Below are 22,745 nucleotides of genomic sequence, written 5' to 3'. Positions count from 1 at the left end.
TCACCTCGCATAACGGGATAAATTCAGTAGAATGCCCAGCGCGGTCAGCATCAGCGTCAGCGAAGATCCTCCGTAACTGATCAGCGGCAGCGTAATGCCGGTGACCGGCATCAGGCCGATGACAACGCCGATGTTGATCACGACCTGCACGCCAACCATGCCAACGATCCCAACGGCAAGCAAGCTGCCAAACAGATCGTCGATGGTCATGGCAACGCGCATACCGCGCCATACTAAAATTAAAAACAATAACAGAACCAAAAGTCCGCCGATAAAACCTAATTCCTCTGCTAGGATCGAGAAGATAAAGTCGGTTTGCGGCTCCGGCACGTAGCTGTATTTTTGCCGGCTCATCCCCAGTCCCAAGCCCGCCAATCCGCCGGGTCCAATCGCATACAGCGACTGGATGATCTGATATCCTGCGCCCAGCGGGTCCGACCAGGGATCAAGGAAGGCGGTGATCCGCTTCAGCCGGTAAGGCGCTGCCAGGATCAAGCCGACGAAGCCCAGCGCTCCCACGGCCGCCAGGCCGGCTAAATGCCGAATGCGTGCACCTGCGGTAAACACGATCAACAGGGAAGCGCCCAGCATGACCGTCCCCGTCCCCAAATCGGGCTGAAGCATGATTAAGCCGAAGGCAAGTCCGATAATCCCAAGCGGCGGCAGCAGGCCTTTCGTAAAATTCGTGATCTTGTAATCTTCCTTACTCAGCCAATAGGATAGAAACAAGATCATGCCAAGCTTCATAAACTCGGAGGGTTGAATCCCAAACGAGCTGATGCCCAGCCAGCTGCGCGCCCCGCCGCGCACGACCCCGATACCGGGAATCAGCACGATCACGAGCAGGATGAAGCATAGAACCAGCCCGATTTTGGCGTATTTCCGCAGCAGACGGTAATCTACATTCATCATCAGGAACATCGCGATTAACCCAAGTACAGCAAAGAGCAGCTGCCTCTTGACGAAATAGAAAGAATCGCCGTAATCATGGAAAGCGAGTACGGAACCCGCGCTGTATACCATTACGATTCCGATCGCCAGCAATCCGAGAATGCTGGCCGCCAGCCAAAAATCCGGCGCCGTACGGCTCTTGCCCATCGTGGATGCCACCTCTTAACCGAAAGTAGGGGCTTTTCCACCCCCCTACTTAAAGGGTATGCACCGCCTCTTTAAAAATGCGTCCACGCTCCTCATAGGAAGGGAACATATCCCAGCTGGCACAGGCTGGCGAGAGCAGAACGATATCTCCCGGCTCCGCCAGGCTTGCAGCCTCCTTCAGCGCAGCACGCAGCGTATCTGCGGCGCTGTCCACAGTATCGACCAGCACGATGTGCGATAGACCCGCCAGCTCAGCGACTCTAGCAATTTTTTCTTTCGTTTGCCCCATCGCCACAACGGCTTTCACCTTCTCTTTGAAAACCGGCAGCAGCTCCATATAATCCGAGCCGCGGTCCAAACCGCCGGCGATCAGCACGATGGGTGCCTGCAGCGCGCCGAGGGCCATGACCGTCGCTTTGGAATTGGTCGCTTTGGAGTTGTTATAGTAAACGACGCCTTGCTTCTCGTCCACATACTCCAAACGATGCTCCACACCGTGGAACGTTCGCAGTGGCTCCGCAAGCGCTTCTGGTGCGGCACCCGCCGCAATCGCCGCCGCAACCGCCGCCAGCGCGTTCTCGATGTTAAAGCGGCCCGGCAAGGCGATGTCGGCAATGTCGATGATGACACGCACCTCGCCATCAGCCCCCCGATACATGATGCGGCGGGCCAGCCCGTCTTCAACGTCCGGAATGTATGCCGGCTCGACGTAAACACCCTCCGACTGCAACTCCTCGGTCATGGAGAAAGGGATCAGCTTCGCTTTTATGTAAGGCACAAGCTCCCGGCACACGGGGTCGTCCCAATTGAGGACGGCGCGGTCCGTTTCCCGTTGATTCGCAAACAGCTTGGCTTTCGACGAGATGTAATCATCCATTGTCCCATGATAATCCAGGTGCGTCTCCGCCACGTTCAGCAAGCAGGCTACCTCCGGGCGGAACGCCCGGGTCCCCTTCAGCTGAAAGCTGCTGAGCTCGGCGACCAGCCAATTGCCTTCATCCGCCTCCTCAGCGGCCTCGCACAGCGGGATGCCGATATTGCCAGCGACAATCGGTCTCATGCCGGCAGCCTCCAGCATGTTGCCGATCCACGTTGTCGTGGTCGTTTTACCGTTGGATCCGGTGATCCCGAGAATGGGAGCCGGGCTGATCAAATAAGCGACCTCCACCTCCGTCACAACCTCGATGCCAAGCTCAATCGCCCTGGCCACGGGAGGCGCGGTATACGGGATTCCGGGGTTTTTAACGACCAGCGAAACGCCCTCATGAATGAGATCGTCCGGGTGACCTCCGCATACAACAGAAATTCCCAAAGCCTCCAATTCGGATGCTTCGGGACACTGTTCTCGTTCTTTTTTATCGTTGACCGTGATGACGGCGCCATAATGATGCAGGGTTTTGGCGACCTGAACGCCGCTTCTCGCCAAACCGAGAACGACAACCTGACGTCCCCGGTATTCTTCTGGATGATTCATCTTCATTACAACCCCTTGTTCAAGTAAAGTCCTATGACCGCCAGCACCAGTCCAACCGCCCAGAAGGTGACGTCAACGCGCCATTCCGACCATCCGGACAACTCGAAATGATGGTGAATCGGGCTCATTTTAAATACCCGTTTGCCGCATGTCTTAAACGAAATGACCTGGATGACGACGGACAACATTTCGATGACGAAAATTCCGCCGATGACCAGGAACAACAGCTCGGTTTTGGTGACGATCGCAATCGCTCCAATCGCCCCGCCGATGCCCAGCGAACCGGTATCGCCCATGAACACCTTGGCCGGATGAGCGTTAAATACCAGAAAGCCCAGCACGGCACCGATCATGGCTGCCGCACAAACCGCGGCAGGAAGCGAAGTCACCTGCATGGCGATCACCGCAAACGCCCCCAGTGCAATCGCGCTGACGCCAGACAGCAAGCCGTCCACGCCATCGGTAAAATTCACGGCGTTGGTCACCGCCATCATCATAATGACGATAAACGGATAATAGAACCACGGGCCCCAGTCCAACGCAATGTCCGTCCCCGGGATAACGATCGCTGTGCTATGGCCCTCCGAGATGAGCAAGGCACACATGATTCCGGCGAACAGCAGCTGTCCAATCAATTTCTGTCTGGGTGTGAGACCCAAAGACCGATTAAATACAATTTTGATATAGTCGTCGAGAAATCCGACCAGTCCAAAGCCAAGCGTGGCGACCAGAAGCACGTAGAAGTCGGTATTCACAACGGAAAATTTCAAGAAAGCTAACGTAAACGCCAATAGGATAATGATGCCGCCCATCGTTGGCGTTCCCGCCTTTTTCAAATGGCTTTGCGGCCCTTCGCCGCGGATTTGCTGGCCGAATTTGAGTCTTCTCAGCAGCGGAATGATCAGCGGAGCCGAGATGACCTCCAGAATAAAAGATACGCCGATCGTTAGCAAGATAAGTCCAAAATCCATGGGATCCCCCCCTTTCGCCGGTATTAGTGTGTCAGCTCGCTAGTTTTGATCGCTTCGACGACTTCTTCGAGTTTCATGCCTCGGGAAGCCTTAACCAAGACGACGTCCTGCGGATGCAGCAACGAAACCAGCTTGCGGATCAGTTCAGACTTATCAGTATATGCATGAATGAAATTCGGGTCCAACTGTTTCTTCGCCCCTTCGGCGATGTGGCGGGAAAGCGGACCGCAGGTGAACAGCTGATCCACCGTACCTGGTGTCAACATCTCCCCGATTTCGCGATGGTAATCTGCCTCGGAATCGCCCAGCTCCAGCATATCGCCGAGCACGGCGATTTTCTTCCGATACCCTTTCATATGCTCCAAAACGCCAAGGGCCGCTTTCATCGAAGTGGGGCTGGCGTTGTACGCGTCGTTCAGGATCGTAATGCCGCTCCGTCCGGTAATAACCTCAATCCGCATTCCGGTCAGCTCCACTTTGCTGAAGCCCTCGCGGATCGCTGCTTCGCCCACCCCGTAATGACGGGCAACCGTGATCGCCGCAAGCGCATTGGATACGTTATGCTCGCCGAGAAGCGGCAGTTCCAGCGGATCGCCTTCACTGCCATGCGGCGTAAACAACGTTTGATGGTCCGTAAACAGGATCCCCGTGGGATACTGGTCATTCTCCGGACGCAGCCCAAACGTTGCCGTTTGCAGTCCTTCCGGCTTCACCGTAGACGGCTCGGCCAACACTTTAGGGATGAGAGGTTCGTCCCCATTGTAGATGAACAGTCCTCCCGGCTTCATGCCCGCTAGAATTTCCAGCTTGGCTCTTGCGATCTCTTCCCGCGAACCCAGCTGCAGCAAGTGGGATTCGCCAATGTTGGTGACAACCGCCGTTTCCGGTTCACCGATCTTCGAAAGCAGTTCGATTTCCCCACGGCCGCTCATCCCCATCTCCAGTACGGCGATTTCCGTATCTTCCGGCATGGCCAAGATCGTTAACGGAAGGCCGATATGGTTGTTGAAATTCCCTTTGGTTTTATGCACTTTATAAGTCGTAGACAAAAGAGCGTAAACCAAGTCTTTGGTCGTCGTTTTCCCGTTGCTTCCGGTGATCCCGACGACTTTAGCTCCGGTTTCGGTCAAGTATGATTTGGCCAGCGCCTGCAGCGCAATTAGCGTATCGTCCACGAGTACGGCCGGGCCTGGCGGCGTTCCCTTCGAGAGTGCCCACAGGCAAGCGCCTGCTCCCGCCTGCAGGCAGTCCGAGGCGAAATCATGGCCGTCGAACCGTTCTCCCGCCAGCGGCACAAACAGGCAGCCTTTCGTTATTTGCCGGGAGTCCGTCACAACGCCTTGCACCACGATGCCGGCATCGCCCGCTTCCCGAATCTGTCCGCCGCACATCGCGGCAATTTCCGCTAAGTTTCTTTTGATCACTTTGCCAAACCCCTTATCGCTTCTTTTGCAACGATTCGATCGTCAAAATCGAGCACCTTGGAGCCTATCAATTGATAGGTCTCATGGCCTTTCCCCGCAATCAATACTACATCCTCACGGCTTGCCATTTCAATAGCCTTCCCGATGGCCTCGCGGCGGTCGACGATCAGCTCATAACGCGCCTGATCCACGCCGTCCTCAACGAGTCCCTGTTCGATGTCCCGTAAGATGGCTTGCGGGTCTTCCGTGCGAGGATTATCAGAGGTCACCAGTACGTAATCTGCATACTTCGCGGCGATTTGGCCCATAATCGGACGTTTCTTCCGGTCCCGATCCCCGCCGCAGCCGAAGACGCAAATCACTCGGCCTTTCGCGAATTCATTCACCGTCCGCAGCACATTCTCCAATCCGTCCGGGGTATGGGCGTAATCCACAATCACGGCGAAATCCTGACCTTCATCCACCGCTTCCACCCGGCCCTCAACGCCTTTCACCGATTCCAGGCTGGCCTTGATCTGCTCTAGCGGTATGCCTTCCAAGAGCGTCGCCGAGATGGCTGCCAGCGCGTTGTACACATTAAACTTCCCTACCATCCGCAAGGAGATATCTGCGCTCCCGCGGAACGTATCCACGTGGAAGGACGTCCCCCGTGCGGTAATCGAGATGTTTGAGGCTCTAACGTCGGCATCTTGCTCCACGCCATACGTAATCACCTCAGCCGCCGTCTGCTTGGCAAAATAAGCGCTCGCCGGGTCGTCAACATTCAGCACGGCATAGCTGCGCTCCTCTGGATTTTCCGCATACGTATTGCCCAGTCGGGAGAAAAACAATCCTTTGGCCCAGCGGTATTCGTCCATGGTCTTATGATAATCCAGATGATCCTGGGTCAAGTTCGTAAAAACGGCCGTCCGGAAGCGGGTTCCTTTCACGCGCCCTTGCGCCAGCGCATGAGAGGACACTTCCATTACACAATACTCACCGCCGCCTTCAGCCATGTCATGCAAATATTGCTGCAGCTCCAGCGACTCCGGCGTTGTCCCGGACATCGGATACGTCTGCCCGGCGAACCGGCGTTGGATCGTGCCGATCAATCCCGTTTCCCTGCCTTGATCTTGCAAAATCCGCTCGATCAGATAAGTGGTGGTCGTCTTGCCGTTCGTGCCGGTCACGCCGATGACTTTCAGCCGCGAGCTTGGCGCGCCGAAGAATACGCCTCCGAGCACAGCCATCGCCTGCCGGCTGTCCTTGACTTTAAGCTGCGGCAAGGCAACATCGTCCAGCCACCGTTCTACTACAAGTGCCGCGGCACCTTGTTCTTCCGCCTGCCGGGCATAATCGTGACCATCCACCGTATGGCCGGGAAGGCAAATAAATAGATCCCCCGGCTGTACCTTGCGCGAATCGATCGCAATCCCCGTACAGGACGTTTCCCCATCCCCTCGTATCTGCGATGTCATAAAATACGTTGCTAGTTTCTTAAGCAGCATAGGTTACCCCTCCGTCTTTCAACTGCGTGTTGTACCGCTACACACTCATACTATATTATCACCAAATTTAACTAAGTTCAGGATTATTATTCACTTGTGATCGAGTTATGATCATGCTGTTGCTCTGCCTCCGCTTCTGTCCCCATGTAGATGCGGATCGTCGATCCTTTCTCTACCCGGGCCCCCGCTTTCGGAGCTTGGTTGATCACCACATTGCCGGTGCCGGATCTCGCCAGGTTGAAGTTCATGTTCAAATCCTCGTAGATTTCCTGGGTCGTGTGGCCGATCAGATCAGGTACCGTTACGATTGGCGTCTCTCCGTATTTATACTTCTTGTTGACCTGCTGCTCGCGAGGCGGAACCTTCATATATTCCAGTGCATCCTCCATGATGTTGCGTACGATCGGCGCGGCCACCACGCCGCCGAATTGAATGCCTTGCGGGTTATCCACCGCCGTGTATACGACGATTTGCGGGTCGTCTGCCGGAGCGAAGCCGATAAACGAAACGATATGTTCATTTTGCGAGTAACGCCCGTTCACAACCTTTTGCGCTGTCCCGGTTTTGCCGCCAACCCGATACCCGTCGATAAACGCGTTCCCGCCGGTTCCGTTAGCGACGACGCTTTCCAGCGCCATGCGGATCTGCTTGGAGGTCTCTTCCGAAATGACCTGCCGCACCAGCTGCGGCTTGTTCTCCGAAACCACCTCGCCCGTCTCCGGATTCGTCCACGCTTTGGCTACATAAGGTTTATACAGCTTGCCGCCGTTGATCGCCGCGGATACCGCCGTAATCTGCTGGATCGGAGTCACCGAAACGCCTTGACCAAACGAGGTCGTCGCCAGTTCCACCGGCCCTACTTGCGAGAGCTTAAACAGAATCCCGTTCTCTTCCCCGTTCAGGTCGATGCCGGTTTTGCTGCCGAAGCCGAAATTTTTGATGTATTGGAACAGCGTTTCTTTCCCCAGCCGTTGACCTAAGGCGACAAACCCGGGGTTGCAGGAGTTTTCTACGACCTGAAGGAACGTTTGGCTGCCGTGGCCGCCTTTCTTCCAGCAGCGCAGGGTTGCCCCGCCCACCTTGACGTAACCCGGATCAAAAAAACGCTCATTCAGCAAATCCACCTTTTTCTCTTCCAATGCCGCAGCCAATGTAATGATTTTGAAGGTGGAACCTGGTTCGTACGTCATCCAGATTGGTAAATTCCGGTTATACACTTCTGCATCATATTCTTGGTAGGCTTCCGGCTCATACCCCGGCCGGGCAGCCATGCCAAGGATTTCTCCCGTCTTCGGGTTCATCGCAATTGTCAGCGCTGAATCAGCCTGCAGCCGGTCCATCGCCTGATCCAACTCCCGCTCGATGATGCTCTGGATCGTCTTATCGATCGTCAGCGTCAGATTCAGGCCGTCCTTCGGCTCCACGTATTTCTCCGACGAACCTGGCATCAAGCGCCCGCCGGCATCGGACAAATAAGACACGCTTCCGTTCATGCCGCTGAGCAGGTTGTCGTATTTGCTTTCCACGCCGGTAAGGCCTTGGTTGTAGCCGCCGGTGAAGCCCAGGATATGTGCTGCCAATCCCCCGAAGGGGTAGTAGCGCTTATTGTCTTCGGCAACAACAATACCCGGAAGAGCCAAATCACGAATTTGCTGCGCTTTTTCCATCGTAATTTTGCGTCCGCCGGGTTGCAGCCTGACTATGGATTGTCTCTTGGTGATCGTCTTCAGTACCGATTCCTCGGTCATCCCAAGCAGCGGCGCCAGGCTCTTGGCCGTCTGCTCCGGATTTTTGATCTGCACCGGAATGGCCATCACCGTTGGCGTCGTAATATTATAAGCAAGCACCGTGCCGTTGCGGTCGCTGATTTCGCCGCGCTTCGCCGAATACGGGATGTTCCGGCGCCAGGAATCCTCCGCTTTGGCGGACAATTCAGCGCCTTTCCCGATTTGAACGTAGGCAAGACGCACGGCCAGCGCCGCAAACAGCAAACACAACACCATTAACAGCCAGAATAATCTTCGTCGTACAGTAAATCTGGATACTTTCACAGGTCGCCCCCCTTACCCATCCTGACATCATCATGATTGCACTCATCACATGACTATTCAGGACAACCAGGGGTTAGAACAAGCTATGGCGAGTCCGAGGTCTCCTTCTCTCCGGCATCGTTCCCTTGATCGCCGCTGGTTGAGGCATCCTCCACCTGCTCATCGTTGGACGAAGTTTCCTCCTTATCCGGCGGTTCCAGGGTAAGGATTACACGTCTGCCGCCGTTCTCGTTGACAACCTCCTGTGAGACGACGTAGCCTTCCCCATTCGCCGTAACCGGGATTTGAAGGACCGATAGTAACTCCAAGGCATCGCGCAGCGATTCGCCTTGCAGGTTTGGCACATTGATGTCCGATCCCTTCTCCGTAAGCAAGTAAACGAATTGCCCGGATTTGAGCGTCGTTCCCGCCTTCGGGAATTGGGAGATAATCGTATCCCCTTTCCCATATGTTGCATAGGAAATGCGACTTGCCGACAGTTTGTCCTTGGCTTGTTGAACTGGCAACCCGCCGACATCCGGAACTTTTGGTCCCGAAGCCGCTGTCTTCGAGGAGTTACCGGACGCGCTGCCTTCGATTTTTTTCGGAACTCCCATATACTGCAGCGTTTGATTTACGATCTGCTTAAACACCGGAGCGGCGGCGGCCCCCCCGCCCAGTTCCGAGTCCTTGGGTTCGTCGATCAAGACGATAACCGCGATCTTCGGATCATCCACCGGCGCATAGCCGATAAATGAAACGACCTGTTTCGTGTAATCATATTGGCCGTTAACTACCTTTACTGCAGTCCCCGTCTTACCGGCAACCCGATACCCTTCGATGTAGGCGTGACGTCCCGTCCCGATCTTTTGGTCCGAGACCACCTGCTCCAAATAAGTTCCAACTTCTTTCGCTTTGTCGGGAGAGATCACCTGCTGAAGCACTTTAGGTTTGGTTTCCACCGTCTCCCCGGTTTGCGGATCGGTGATGGACTTGACGATATGCGGCTCCATCAGCTTGCCGCCATTCGCGATGGCCGATACCGCCACAATTTGCTGCAACGGCGTCACAAGCAGCTTCCCGTGGCCGTATGACATCGCCGCAAAGTCAGCCTGCTGCACCGGATCCACGATCCCTTTGGATTCCCCCGGCAGCTCGATGCCCGTTTTTTTCCCGAATCCGAATTGATCGACGTACGTCTTCAGACGTTCCGGACCCAGCATCTCGTAACCCAGCTTGACGAAAGCGACGTTACTGGAGCGTTTCACGCCTTCCAGATACGTGATCTCGCCCCAGCCGGAACGCTTCAAGTCGTGAATCGTTTGCCCCGGCACCCGGATGCTGCCGGATTTGTATGTAGCATTTGGATTAAATAAGCCTTCCTGTACCGCCCCGGCCAAGGTCACGATTTTAAATGTGGAACCTGGCTCGTAAACGGATTTGATCGCGTGGTTATAGAAATTTTTCTGATCGACATCCGCCCAATATTCATTGGGGTTATAGGTCGGCATATTCGCCATGCCAAGGATTTCCATCGTCTTCGGATCGGCCGCAATCACCGTCATACTGATCGGCTGCAGCTGATCGTACGCTTCCTTCATCGCCTGCTCGATGTAGTACTGGATCGTGTAGTCAATCGTCAGCTTCAGGTTGTCTCCGTTCTTCGGCGGGTTATAAATTTCGCTGGCTTTCGGAATCTCAATTCCCCGGCCGTCCCGCTTGTACTCGAGCGAACCGTCAACGCCCTTGAGCTGCTCATCGAAGTAGGCTTCAATACCGGATACGGCTTTGCCTTCGCGGTCGATGTATCCCAAGACGTGGGAAGCCAAGCTTTGATTCGGATAATACCGCTTCTGATCCTTGATCAAGTAAATGCCGACGTCCTGCAGTTTGCTATGCTTTTCCTTCAGCTCGTCGATCAATGCCTGCACCTGATTCTTCAGGTCTTGATCAATCTTCCAGCCCTCGTTCCGAACCTCGCGTTGCGTATAGTACTCGCCGGACTCTTTTTTGGCACTGACGATTTTCCGGAGTTCACTTTCATCTTTACCGAGGACCTTGCCAAGCCCTTCAACTACCTCGTCCTGAAGGCCGTACTTGTTAATCAGTTCGGGATTGACGGCCACCGTGTAAGCCGGAGCATCCACCGCCAGGACATCGCCATTCCGATCCGTGATCGTTCCTCTCGTTGCGGGCAGCAACTTTTTGGTTGACCACAGCTCCTCCGCATGCGCCTGCCAAAAGTCCGCTTGCACGACCTGCAGCCAAAACGCTCTACCGATCAATACAGCAAAAAAGAGGGTAATACATCCCCCTATCAGCAGTGTTCGAAGCTTTATTCGCTTGATCATGGCAAAACCTCTTTAGACATTATTTCTTGGCCGTTTCAACGCCATCTGCCGGTACATTCACATGAAAGCCTTCTACCTCCGGCTGAACATAACCGAGCTCCTTCGCCTTCTCCGGAATTTGCTCCTCCAGCTTTTCCTTTTGAATGCTTAGTTCCTTCACTTCCGCGTTGATCGCTTGAATGTCCGTATTCAAATTAAACATTTGACGCTTAATGTTGTAAAGTGACACATTTTGCCATAACAACCCGCCCATCACGGCTACGCAAAAAATAACCGTCATCATATACAGCAACTTCTCACGAACCGGCAACGGCGAACGGCGGGTTACCACCTTCGTCGTTTCCCGATAACGCTGCGGTTGATAGCTGCGTTCCGCTTGCTTCTCCTTGACTGCCAGATTCCCACGCGTATAAGCCATTTACGATACCTCCACACCGGTTTGCAATTTCTCCGCCACGCGTAATTTCGCGGAACGGGCCCTCGGATTGTCAGCCAACTCCTGCTCCGACGGAACGATTGGTTTCCGGTTGATTAATTTAAGTGATCCTTTGCCGCCGCACACGCACATCGGAAAATCGGGCGGGCAAGTACATTTCTCCACATAGCTGGCAAAGATTTGCTTACAGATTCGGTCCTCCAACGAGTGGAAGGTGATGACCGAAACCCGTCCTTCCGGCGCCAAACAACGGATGGCCGCATGCAGCCCTTCTTCGAATGCGCCCAGCTCATCGTTAACCGCGATGCGCAATGCCTGAAAGCTGCGCTTGGCTGGGTGGCCCCCCGTACGCCTTGCAGCCGCCGGGATGCCCTCCTTGATCAGCTCGACGAGCTGCCCCGTCGTTTCGATCGGCTCCTGTGCTCGCCGGTCTGCAATGACCTTGGCGATCCGCCTGGAAAATTTCTCCTCGCCGTATTGGAACAAAATACGAGCAATTTCGCGTTCCGGCCACGTATTTACGATCTCCCGAGCCGTCAATGCGGCCGATTGATCCATCCGCATATCGAGCGGCGCGTCCGCGTTATAGCTAAACCCCCGCTCCCCTTCGTCAAACTGAGGGGAGGAAACACCGAGGTCGAACAATACGCCGTCCACCTGGGGAACCCCGTTTAGCTGCGGCACCCCTTCGATCTCCCGCAGTTTTTGCTCGATGTAGCGGAAATTGCTTTTTACCAAAGTTAACTTGTCCGCATAGGCTGCGAGCCGCTCCTTGGCATTGTCCAGCGCCCAGTCGTCCTGGTCGAAAGCGATCAGCCTTCCCCCTGGACCTAGCTTGGATAAGATGACGGAGCTGTGGCCGCCGCCTCCCAGCGTACAATCCACATAAATGCCGTCCGGCTTGATGCGCAGCCCTTCTGTCGCTTCTTCTTTGAGTACCGTGATGTGATGAAACAAGACTTACGCCCCCAAACCTGAATTCATTTGACTAGCTTAAAGAATAACTCCTTCTAAAGATCGAAGTTGAAATCCACCAGCTTCTCAGCAATTTCGTTAAACGTATCTTCCGACTGCTGGAAGTATTGCTCCCACGTGTCTTTGCTCCAAATTTCCACGCGATTCGACACGCCTAAAACAACGCAATCCTTCTCCAGCTTGGCATACTGCCGTAAATTACTTGGCAAGTTTACCCTTCCCTGTTTATCCCATTCACATTCGGTTGCACCCGAGAAAAAGAAGCGGGTAAACGCACGGGCGTCGGATTTCATCAGTGGCAAAGCCTTCAGCTTCTGTTCCAGCACTTCCCATTCCTGCATCGGATAAACGAAAAGACACTGGTCCAAGCCGCGGGTAACCACGAAAGAGCTGCCGAGGAGTTCACGAAACTTAGCCGGAATAATAATCCGGCCTTTATCGTCAATGCTATGTTGGAACTCCCCCATAAACATTGGTGACTCACTCCTTACCTCTTTCCCCCACTTTGCACCACTTTACACCACTGTGATATGTAACTATTCCACACTGAACGAGAAAATCCTTCTCTGGTTCAAAATTTTTTTGACAGGCGGTTGGTGGGAAGGAGGTATTACTTTAGGGCTGCAACCGCGGTTGACGCTTCGTTCGGCGCTAAATAAGCAGCAAAAAGGACTATCCCGGCAGATTTGATCTGCCTCAGATAGTCCTTTATTGGTGTGTTAACAGTAAAAAGTACCTTTATTTTATTGAACAATCCGCAGTTTCAGCGAATTAACAGGATTTTGTACCGTTATTTTCGGTGAAATCACCCGACTTCGCCCAATCCGGCAAAATTAGCGGTAGGATTTACCGTTAATCATCGTCTAGCGGCGGATAAGTAACAATTAGCGGTACGATTTACCGTTAATTATCGTCTCCCGGCGAACACGCATCAATTTACAGCGGCCGTAGCGTTTCACCGTAACGCCTGTCCACCGGCGATCGAGCTGTAATCACCGCTGCGACGAATTAATGCTCCTGCCAGCTATCCAGGTAAGCGCGTTGCTCAGCGGACAGCGTATCGATGTTCACGCCGAGGCTTTCCAGTTTGAAGCGGGCCACTTGCTCGTCCAGCTCATAAGGGACGTTAACAACCGTTTTCCCGATTTCCTGATAACGGTCATTCACGTATTTCAAGGACAACGCCTGCAGCGCAAACGTCATGTCCATGATTTCGGCCGGATGTCCGTCGCCGGCGGCCAAGTTCACCAGACGGCCTTCGGCGAGCAGGTACATTTTGCGTCCGTCCTTCAACTGATATTCCTCAATGTTCTTGCGCACGGTGCGAACCGAAACCGAACGCTCCGCAAGCTCAGGCTTGTTGACTTCCACGTCGAAGTGGCCGGCATTGGACAGAATCGCGCCGTCCTTCATCACATCATAATGCTCGCCGCGAATCACGTCGCGGTTGCCGGTCACAGTGACGAAGAAATCGCCGATCTTCGCCGCTTCCAGCATCGGCATCACTTGGAAGCCGTCCATCACGGCTTCCACCGCTTTGATCGCGTCAACTTCGGTAACAACGACGTTAGCGCCAAGGCCTTTGGCCCGCATCGCCACGCCTTTGCCGCACCAGCCGTAGCCGACAACCACGACGGTTTTCCCAGCAACGACCAGATTCGTCGTCCGGTTAATTCCGTCCCACACCGATTGGCCGGTGCCGTAGCGGTTGTCGAACAAGTATTTGCAATAAGCATCATTTACTGCAACCATTGGGAATTTCAGCTGGCCTTCCTTGTCCATCGCTTTCAGGCGCAAAATCCCGGTGGTCGTCTCTTCAGCGCCGCCCCGCACATTCTCCAGCAAATCCTGACGTTCCGAGTGCAAGATCGTAACCAAATCACCGCCATCGTCGATGATAAGATCCGGCTTCGTCTCCAGCGCTTTAATTAACAACGCCTTATATTCTTCCGGTTCAGGATTATATTTGGCATAAACGGTGATGCCATCTTCAACGAGTGCAGCACAAACATCGTCCTGCGTCGACAGCGGATTGCTGCCGGTAATCGTCACTTCCGCCCCACCGGCTTGGATAACTTTAGCCAAGTAGGCCGTTTTGGCTTCCAAATGAAGCGAGATGGTCACTTTCAGTCCTTTAAAAGGCTGCTCCGCCTCAAATTGCTTCCGAATCCGGTTCAGCACCGGCATGTGGGCTTCCACCCAATCGATCTTCAAATGCCCCTCCGGCGCAAGCTTCAAGTCGGTAATGATGCTGTTCTGAATCGCTAACGAACTCATAAATGTCTCCTCCTATAAATAGATGATTCGATGTTTGCCAGTTAACTCATAAGGGATATTCATCAGGCCTTCGATCCAATCCGTCCCATATCGATTTAATGCATCAAAGAGATTGTAAACTCTCTCCTGCGGCTTGCTTAGAGGGAATAGCGAGAGTTGAATCCGGTCGAAATGGCGTAAGCCGGTCTCATGAATTTTCTCCAACGCATCCTTCGCCTTGCCGCGCAAATACTCGATTTGGCCGATGATCTTGTCTCGGTTCACCGCCCCGAGTCTGGACAAATCGCTTTGAACTCCTGCCAGCTCCTCAATGAGCGGATTGTATAGCTCTCCAAACGCAGCGATGACCTCATCAAACCGCTTGTCGACCGGCATCCGCTCCTGCGCCGCAAGCCAAGCTCCACGTCTGCGGCGGAAGCCTTCGGCATCCTTCACATCATCCCAGCTGAGCTGATATTTCTGCATATACTTTTGCACGGTTCGATCTACCACCGTAAAAGCTTCCCGTGCCAGCAGCAGTGGCATTTTCAGCCCAAGCTTATGAAACGCCTTGCGCGTCAGCCCCCAGTAAGCAATTTCGCCGGGGCCGAGAACCGAGCCAAGGACGGGAAGCAAACTGTCCTGCATCAAGGGGCGAGTTAACACATTATTGCTGAACCGCTCCGGATGCTCCCGCAGCTCGGCGAGCAGCTCGTCAGCCGTAAAGGAGACTTTGCCCTTGCGGTCTTCGAAGCGCCCTTCCTGTTTAAACAACAGCAGCCGTTCATGTTCATTAATATAGAACAAATTCGCTCCATTTTCGGCCACTTCAGCCGAAGGTTCAAATCCCAAGCCCGCCAAATCCCGTACCGTTTCGTGGTAAGCCGATTCCAGCTCATCATTGCGGCGAATCATTTGCTCAAACACCGGTACTTCCAGCCGGCGCAACTCAGGATCTGACGAGTCCAGCAGCACCAGTCCGTATTTTCCAAATAAAGCTCCCATCAGCTTGGCAAAAGCGGCCGTCAAGTTATCCGCATCCGCTGACGAGCTTCGTGCCAAGTCCAGGAGCGCCGCCTTATGCTCGCTGTCGGGCAACAGCTGCTCCAGCTCTGAAATGGCCTTGTCCCACGCCTCGGACGTCACCTTCGTGAAGCTGACCGGCAGCCGGTCCATGCTGCCGCGGTGCATGCGAATCCGACGCACCTGTAAATCCGGCGCCAACACATAGGTGTGATTGACCTCATCCCAGTCGTGATCCTCGCCGGCAATCCAGAACACCGGCACCACCGGACGATTTAACCGGGCCGAAGCGGCCTTCGCCGCTTTGAGGATGGTCACGGCTTTATAGATCACGAGCAGCGGCCCGGTGAATAACCCGCTTTGCTGCCCGCCGACAATCACCGCCGTCCCCGGCTGCTCGAGTTGATCGATCGCCTGTTCAACGGCCGGGGACGGGTTATATTGTCTGTTATATTCACGAAGTCGGGCAGCGACTGCCTTCCGACTTATGCGCGTATGCTCTGATTGATCAAGCCATGCGACTCGTTCAGCCCAGCTGTTGGCCTCCGCCGGGTCGCTCTCATACAATTGCTGAACCGTAGCAAACTGATTGACGTATACTTCAGCCAGCGGCCCCACAAATGAAAGTTGCTCTTGAACGACATTCATCAGTTTGCGTCCTCCTGTCTGCATCAAAACCTTCCTTGATTGTAACGGATGTCCTACCGCTCCGTCAAAGAAATCCTTACTTTTGCTAAACCTCTAACTTTCCGTAATGATCAGGCGCAAAAAAAAAAAACTCCCGCAACCGTCATGAACGGCTGCGGGAGTTCGCAGAATCGATCAACCTTTTTTCGGCATGGAGACGAAATGTCCTTTAGACACTTCAACCAGCTCGGAGTTCTCCAAGTCGTACAAACCTCCGCTGGCAACCCCTTCTTTGCCGATTGGACCGCTGGTGGTATCCTCCAGAACAATCCGTTTCTTGTTAGCTTCAATTTCCGGATCCGGGATCGGAATCGCGGACAGGAGCGTTTTCGTATAAGGGTGCATCGGGTTGGCATACAACTCTTCGCTGTCTGCCAGCTCCACGATCCGGCCCAGATACATCACGGCCACACGGTCACTGATATGCTTCACCATGGACAAGTCGTGCGCGATAAACAGATACGTTAATCCGAGACGGTCCTGAAGATCCTCAAGCAGGTTGACAACCTGTGCCTGAATGGATACGTCCAGCGCCGAAATCGGTTCGTCACAGATGATGAACTTCGGATTCACCGCCAGCGCACGGGCAATCCCGATCCGTTGGCGCTGACCGCCGGAGAATTCGTGCGGATAACGGGTTGCATGGTCCGGGTTCAAACCAACCATATCCAGCAATTCTTCAACCCGTTTCTTGCGTTCTGCTTTAGATCCGGCCAAACCGTGAATATCCAGCGCTTCCCCGATGATATCCGTAACGGTAAACCGCGGATTCAGCGATGCATACGGATCCTGGAAGATCATCTGCATGTCGCGGCGCATCGCTTTCATTTTCTTCGGCGGCAATTTGCTGATGTCCACGCCGTTGAAGCGAACGCTGCCAGCCGTCGGCTCGTACAAACGAAGAATCGTACGGCCCGCGGTCGATTTACCGCAGCCCGATTCGCCAACGAGGCCAAGCGTTTCGCCTTCGGCAATCGAGAAGCTGATGTCGTTGACCGCCTTCAGTACGTTACCGCCGCCAACGTTAAAGTATTTTTTCAAGCCTTCAACTTCAATTAGAGTTTTGCCTTTGCTCATGACGACTGTACCTCCTTGGCCATCGGATGAAGATCCCAGCAGCGGGCTGTATGCGTTTCGCTAAATACAGTCGCGCCTGGGTCGATGCGTTCGCAAATCTTCATCGCTTGGTCGCAACGAGCGGCGAATGGGCAACCAATCGGCGGCTTGATCAAATCCGGCGGTGTACCGATAATCGGAATCAGCGGTTCGCCCTTCTTCTGATCCAAACGCGGCATCGAACGCAGCAAACCTTTGGTGTATGGATGCTGCGGGTTTTTGAAGATCTCCCACTTCGTTCCGGTCTCCACCACTTCACCGGCATACATGACGATGACGCGATCACACATGCCGGCTACGACGCCAAGGTCATGGGTGATCAAAATGATGGAGGTGCCCAGCCGGGATTGCATCTCTTTCATGACGTCCATGATTTGAGCCTGAATCGTCACGTCGAGCGCCGTTGTTGGTTCGTCAGCGATCAACAGCGCAGGCCGGCAGGCAAGTGCGATGGCGATCATGGCGCGTTGCCGCATCCCCCCGGAGAATTCGTGTGGATATTGGTTAAAGCGGGCTTCTGCATTTTTGATGCCTACAAGCTTAAGCATCTCGATAGCCTGTTTCTTCGCTTCGCCCGCTGACATTTTCTGATGTTTGATTAATACTTCAGTGATTTGTCGGCCTACTTTGATCGTAGGATTCAAGGAGGTCATCGGGTCCTGAAATATCATGCCAATATCTTTCCCGCGGATCGATTCCATTTGCTTGTCGCTTTTCTTCAAAAGGTCTTGCCCTTGGAAAATAATTTCACCTTGCTTAATGATGGAAGGAGGAGACGGAATCAGGCGCATAATCGTTTGGGCCGTGACGCTCTTGCCGCTGCCGGATTCGCCGACGATCGCAACCGTTTCACCTTTCCCCACTTCAAAGTTCATGCCGCGGACGGCCTTCACTTCTCCACCTTTGACTTGGAAGGAAACATGCAAATCTTTAACTTGTAAAATCGGCTCCATCATTCCACCTCCTACTTCTTCAGTTTAGGGTCAAGCGCATCGCGAAGACCGTCACCAAAAATATTAAACGCCAGCATGATGATACTGATCAAAATGGCTGGGAACAGCATCCGCCACGGGTAATACAACCAGCCGGTCAAGGCATCATTGATCATCGAACCGAGCGAAGCAACCGGAGCTTGAACGCCCAAGCCAAGGAAGCTAAGGAACGCTTCGGCGAAAATCGCGTTAGGTACAGACAATGTCACCGTAACGATGATAGGTCCAACCGCATTTGGCAACAGGTGGCGGAACAACAAGCGTCCGTGGCCTGCGCCCATCGAACGGGAAGCCAACACGTATTCGCGGTTCTTCAACTGCATAATTTCACCGCGGACAATCCACGACATGTTAATCCAGCCGGTAATTGTTAAAGCAAGGATAATCGTTCCCAAGCTCGGCTCCATCACGACCAGCAACAGAATCGTAACGAGCAGATAAGGGATGGAGTACAAAATCTCTGAAAACTTACTCATAATTTCATCGACGCGGCCGCCAAAGTAACCCATGATTCCGCCGTAAATGACGCCAATCAAAAGGTCGATACACGCTGCCGCCAGACCAACGATCAGGGAAATGCGCGCCCCCATCCAAGTTCGGATAAACATATCGCGGCCAAGGTCGTCCGTACCAAACCAGTGCGTGGCCGATGGCGCTTTGTTCGTATTTAAAAGGTCGTTTGAATAATAGTTGTAGCCGTAGATTTTACCGACGATAACCGGAGCGATAATCGCAGCCAACGTTACCAGCGCCAAGAAGATCAAAGCCGTCATCGCCAGCTTATTGCTGCGCAATCTTTGCCATGCATCTCGCCAAGCTGAGATACTTTCGCGTTGAATGACTTCGGCTTCTTTCTCGTCCGCGCCGATTTTGCGGAAATCGTCCGCCGTCAGGTCGACCGGAGTCGGCATCACTTTGATTGGATTCGTATCCATGCGCATTATCCCTCCTTCCCTTTCGAAAGCTTAATTCTCGGATCCACTAGCACGTAGAGGATGTCCGTGATAAACCGGGCCAACATCAGCAATACGCCGTAAAAAATCGTAATCCCCATAATCAGCGGATAATCGCGGACGCTGATCGCTTGCACGAACTGTTTTCCGATACCGCCAATCCCGAAGAGCTGCTCGATAACCACAGAACCGGTTACGATGTTTGCCGTCATCGGTCCCATATAGGTGATTACCGGCATAATCCCGTTACGGATCACGTGACGGAACAGAATTGCCATCCAGCCCAGGCCTTTCGCCTTAGCCGTTTTGATGTAATCTGCATGCAATACTTCCAGCATGCTTGAACGGGTCAAACGGGCGATAAACGCGATCGGCTGCGCCGTGAGGGCCGCTACCGGCAACACATAATACATCGGACCTTTAAAGCCCATCGTCGGCAGCCAGTGCAGCTTCGAAGCAAATACGTACTGCAGCAAAGAAGCCACGACGAAGCTAGGTACCGCGATGCCCAGCACCGCTAACACCATCGCCACATTGTCGATCAATTTGCGATGATACAGCGCTGCCAACATACCAAGCAGTACCCCAAGGACTAACGCGACGATAATCGCAACAATCCCCAGCTTCAAAGACGCCGAAAACGTTTGACTAATGATGTGAGATACATCCTGGTTGATCTGCTTCATGGAAATTCCCAAATCGCCCTGAGCAATTTCACCCAAATATTTCAGATATTGCTGGTAAACGGGCTTATCGAGTCCTAACTGTTCTATAAGACGCTCCTTAATTGCCGGAGGCACCTGTTTCTCGGAAGTAAGCGGATTCCCCGGAATCGCCTTCATCAGGAAAAAGGTAGCTGAGATCAAAATAAACAGCGAAATTAACATGTAAAAAAACTTACTGGCAATATAGCGCACCATGCCCGTTCACACCTCCTTCTTTTAAATTTCGACACATATCGATTTTAGGTGAAAAGAAACACTTTGTCTATTCCATATATTTGTATAAGGACGCAATGCTTGGAAGAAGAGGGCACACAAAAAAAACGGGATATATATGGAACACCCACATATATATCCCGAGATTTCTATGCGATTAACAATGACTTATTTACGATCATCCGTAATATAAGCGCGGCTGTAATCGATCGCACCGCTGTAGTCGAGAACTACACCTTTCAACCACGGTTTCGTAGCCGAAACGTTCGTGTAGTAGTAGATCGGCATCAAGACTTGGTTGTCCTTGATCAGGATTTCTTCGGCTTTTGCGAAGTTCGCGTCACGAAGTGCCATATCTTCGCTATTTTTCGCTTCTTTGATCAGCTTGTCGTATTCTTCGTTCGAGAAGCCGGTGTCGTTGTTACCGCCACCTGTTACCCACATATCCAGGAATGTCATCGGATCGTTGTAGTCTGCACTCCAACCAGCACGAGCTACTTGGTAGTTCAGGTTTTGACGGTTTTCGATGAATACGGCCCATTCTTGGTTTTCCGTTTTCACGTCAACGCCCAGGTTTTTCTTCCACATATCCGCAACTGCCAAAGCGATTTTCTTGTGCCCTTCACTGGAGTTGTAAGTCAATGTGATCTCAGGCAATTTCGTATAGCCTTCTTCTTTCATACCTTGTTCCAGAAGCTTCTTCGCTTCTTCCACGTTTTCTGTGAAGTAGTCGTCTTTGTGTTCATTACGATATTCGTCATTCAGACCTTTGATACCCGGAGGTACGAAGCCGAATGCCGGAACTTGACCACCCAGCGTTACGTTGTCAACGATCGCTTGACGATCGATAGCCATCGCAAACGCTTTGCGGATATTCACGTTATCAAACGGTTTAGCCGTTACGTTAAATTCATAGTAGTACGTACTTGCAATCCCTTTGATCTCCAATTCGTCTTTCAATTGATCTTTCAGGATCGGAATTTGGTCGGTTGGGATTTCGCCGTTAGGCGCACCTGCGCGATCCAATTCGTTGTTTTGGTAAGAAGCCAACTCAGTTGCGCCGCTGTTAACCAGAGACATGGTGATTTTGTTCAGCTTGATGTTAGCTTTATCCCAATAGTTTTCGTTCTTCGTTACTTCGATCGATTGGCCTTTCACCCAGTTGGTCAGCGTGAACGCGCCGTTAACGATCATTTTGCTTTGGTCAACCGCCCATTTCGGATCATCCTTAACGGATTGGTGAACCGGATAGAACGTATAGAAGGAAGTCAGACCAAGGAAGTAAGGAGTTGGAGCAACCAGTTCCACTTCCAGCGTATAGTCGTCAACTGCTTTTACGCCGACTTGGCTGAAATCCGTGATGGTTCCTTCGTTATATTCTTGAGCATTTTTCAGGTAGTACAATTGATAAGCATAAGGTGCAGCCGGATCTGTGTTCGGGCTCAGGACACGTTCCCAAGCGAATACGAAATCGTTCGCCGTAACAGGGTCGCCATTGCTCCATTTAGCGTCTTTACGCAGGTGGAACGTATATTTCGTCCCGTCGATGTCCCAGCTTTCAGCTGCAGCGGGGATAACTTGACCAGATTCGTCCTGGCGTGTAAGACCTTCGTACATCAACTTCAGAACGGTGTTAGCTTGGCTGTCTTGAGCTTGAGCCGGGTCGAAAGTTGGTGGCTCGGCGCTCAGGTTAATTCTCAGCGTTTGATCTGCGGCCAACTTCTCTCCGCCGCTGTTGCCACTGTCGGAAGCTGTATTGCCTCCATTCGCTGCGCCATTATTAGCAGCGCCATTGTTTCCGTTGTTCGAACCGCATGCGGCTAGCAATGTGCCGACTGCAAGAACGAGCGTCAGAAGAAGCAAAAGACTCTTACTCTTCTTCATCTAGCAATATCCCCCTTAAAATGGTTTGGTATATGTTTTTAGATTATACAACCAGCGGTCAAAAAAATCCAACATAAAATTCAAGATTTTTCGCGTTAATTGCTAAAATTCGCGCTAGACTTTAACAAAATAGTCCAATATACAATATTGACATTTGATTTTCTTAACAATTAACCAAGAATGTCATCCCTTTATTCGGTATTGGGAAGGCAACCCTAGTTTGACCTAAGCGGCGGTGATATATGTAATAAAGCTGATTAAAAACAATAAAACGTATGCTAATCCGGTTGCCGCAAACGCCAAACGCCACACCACACGCAGCAGCTTGCGGGCGTCGACCCTTCCCTTCAGGCGAGTCTGCGCCCCGCCAATCAATCCGCTAACAACCAATAGAATTAATACGATCAGATAGAAGCCAAAGGTCGAATGGAACACATTATTAAACAACGCAGAGACCGACAAGATCAGAAACAGCGTCGTTACGTCCATGGCCAGCTTCAGCGCTCTTTTCTTATCCCGCTTGACATAATAATGAATGAAATAAACGAGCCCAAATGGAATGACCGGTATCATAGCCAACACGATCAAGGAAGAGACCAACGCTTCCAAAGCCTCACCTCCGCATCAATTTTGGTTATAGAAAAAATCAA

Annotated in this window: 18 protein-coding genes; all 18 read right to left on the bottom strand. The window is 52.7% G+C overall.

Translation table 11 applies throughout. The features are described 5' to 3' along the window. The 18 genes from spoVE to M3G15_RS09230 all read right to left on the bottom strand — a co-directional run bounded on the left by spoVE (position 1) and on the right by M3G15_RS09230 (position 22,704). Positions 1–1,098 (bottom strand): stage V sporulation protein E, encoded by a 1,098-nt coding sequence (gene spoVE, locus M3G15_RS09315; RefSeq protein ID WP_009225601.1) that lies wholly within the window; start codon positions 1,096–1,098, stop codon positions 1–3. A gap of 49 nt (positions 1,099–1,147) precedes the next feature. Next, on the bottom strand, positions 1,148–2,572 hold the full coding sequence (murD, locus tag M3G15_RS09310; RefSeq protein ID WP_036645666.1) for a UDP-N-acetylmuramoyl-L-alanine--D-glutamate ligase: 1,425 nt from the start codon (positions 2,570–2,572) through the stop codon (positions 1,148–1,150). Between the two features lie 5 nt (positions 2,573–2,577). Further along, on the bottom strand, positions 2,578–3,543 hold the full coding sequence (mraY, locus tag M3G15_RS09305) for a phospho-N-acetylmuramoyl-pentapeptide-transferase (RefSeq protein ID WP_260070712.1): 966 nt from the start codon (positions 3,541–3,543) through the stop codon (positions 2,578–2,580). A 23-nt stretch (positions 3,544–3,566) separates the two neighbouring features. Further along, positions 3,567–4,967 carry a UDP-N-acetylmuramoyl-tripeptide--D-alanyl-D-alanine ligase gene (locus tag M3G15_RS09300; RefSeq protein WP_009225598.1) on the bottom strand — a complete coding sequence of 467 codons (1,401 nt, stop codon included), beginning with the start codon at positions 4,965–4,967 and terminating at the stop codon, positions 3,567–3,569. Beyond that, positions 4,964–6,454 (bottom strand): UDP-N-acetylmuramoyl-L-alanyl-D-glutamate--2,6-diaminopimelate ligase, encoded by a 1,491-nt coding sequence (locus M3G15_RS09295; protein ID WP_009225597.1) that lies wholly within the window; start codon positions 6,452–6,454, stop codon positions 4,964–4,966. The genes M3G15_RS09300 and M3G15_RS09295 overlap by 4 nt, the downstream gene beginning before the upstream one ends. Positions 6,455–6,540: 86 nt before the next feature. Continuing rightward, the gene (locus M3G15_RS09290) at positions 6,541–8,505 is read right to left on the bottom strand and encodes a stage V sporulation protein D (RefSeq protein ID WP_009225596.1); all 1,965 of its coding nucleotides are present in this window, start codon (positions 8,503–8,505) and stop codon (positions 6,541–6,543) included. Positions 8,506–8,588: 83 nt separating this feature from the next. Beyond that, a complete protein-coding gene (locus M3G15_RS09285; RefSeq protein WP_009225595.1) occupies positions 8,589–10,835 on the bottom strand; it encodes a penicillin-binding transpeptidase domain-containing protein in 2,247 nt (748 codons plus the stop codon). 19 nt (positions 10,836–10,854) lie between these two features. Further along, a complete protein-coding gene (locus tag M3G15_RS09280; protein ID WP_009225594.1) occupies positions 10,855–11,253 on the bottom strand; it encodes a hypothetical protein in 399 nt (132 codons plus the stop codon). Continuing rightward, the gene (gene rsmH, locus M3G15_RS09275) at positions 11,254–12,228 is read right to left on the bottom strand and encodes a 16S rRNA (cytosine(1402)-N(4))-methyltransferase RsmH (RefSeq protein ID WP_260070711.1); all 975 of its coding nucleotides are present in this window, start codon (positions 12,226–12,228) and stop codon (positions 11,254–11,256) included. It lies immediately after the preceding gene. Positions 12,229–12,281: 53 nt separating this feature from the next. Continuing rightward, positions 12,282–12,719 carry a division/cell wall cluster transcriptional repressor MraZ gene (gene mraZ, locus M3G15_RS09270; protein ID WP_009225592.1) on the bottom strand — a complete coding sequence of 146 codons (438 nt, stop codon included), beginning with the start codon at positions 12,717–12,719 and terminating at the stop codon, positions 12,282–12,284. 535 nt (positions 12,720–13,254) lie between these two features. Next, positions 13,255–14,523: an adenosylhomocysteinase gene (locus M3G15_RS09265; RefSeq protein ID WP_009225591.1), complete on the bottom strand. Its 1,269-nt coding sequence runs from the start codon at positions 14,521–14,523 to the stop codon at positions 13,255–13,257. A 12-nt stretch (positions 14,524–14,535) separates the two neighbouring features. After that, entirely contained in the window at positions 14,536–16,173 is a 1,638-nt protein-coding gene (bshC, locus tag M3G15_RS09260; RefSeq protein ID WP_009225590.1) for a bacillithiol biosynthesis cysteine-adding enzyme BshC, read from the bottom strand. 174 nt (positions 16,174–16,347) lie between these two features. After that, complete coding sequence (locus tag M3G15_RS09255; protein WP_036645611.1) at positions 16,348–17,289, bottom strand: ABC transporter ATP-binding protein; 942 nt, start codon at positions 17,287–17,289, stop codon at positions 16,348–16,350. Continuing rightward, on the bottom strand, positions 17,286–18,281 hold the full coding sequence (locus M3G15_RS09250; RefSeq protein WP_036645609.1) for an ABC transporter ATP-binding protein: 996 nt from the start codon (positions 18,279–18,281) through the stop codon (positions 17,286–17,288). Before M3G15_RS09250 ends, M3G15_RS09255 begins: the two co-directional genes overlap by 4 nt. Positions 18,282–18,292: 11 nt before the next feature. Next, positions 18,293–19,255, bottom strand: a complete 963-nt coding sequence (locus M3G15_RS09245) for an ABC transporter permease (RefSeq protein ID WP_009225587.1) — start codon at positions 19,253–19,255, stop codon at positions 18,293–18,295. Between the two features lie 5 nt (positions 19,256–19,260). Further along, the gene (locus M3G15_RS09240) at positions 19,261–20,193 is read right to left on the bottom strand and encodes an ABC transporter permease (RefSeq protein WP_009225586.1); all 933 of its coding nucleotides are present in this window, start codon (positions 20,191–20,193) and stop codon (positions 19,261–19,263) included. A gap of 186 nt (positions 20,194–20,379) precedes the next feature. Then, positions 20,380–22,095 (bottom strand): peptide ABC transporter substrate-binding protein, encoded by a 1,716-nt coding sequence (locus M3G15_RS09235; protein ID WP_036645607.1) that lies wholly within the window; start codon positions 22,093–22,095, stop codon positions 20,380–20,382. Between the two features lie 225 nt (positions 22,096–22,320). Next, positions 22,321–22,704, bottom strand: coding sequence for a DUF3397 domain-containing protein (locus M3G15_RS09230; protein WP_260070710.1), 384 nt, complete (start codon positions 22,702–22,704; stop codon positions 22,321–22,323). Between the last annotated feature and the right edge of the window lie 41 nt (positions 22,705–22,745).

This window comes from Paenibacillus sp. p3-SID1389 (assembly GCF_025151705.1).
Classification (GTDB): Bacteria; Bacillota; Bacilli; order Paenibacillales; family Paenibacillaceae; genus Fontibacillus; species Fontibacillus phoenicis.
The sequence above is the reverse complement of the archived record's forward strand: the minus strand, read 5'-3'. Positions and strand labels throughout refer to the sequence as shown.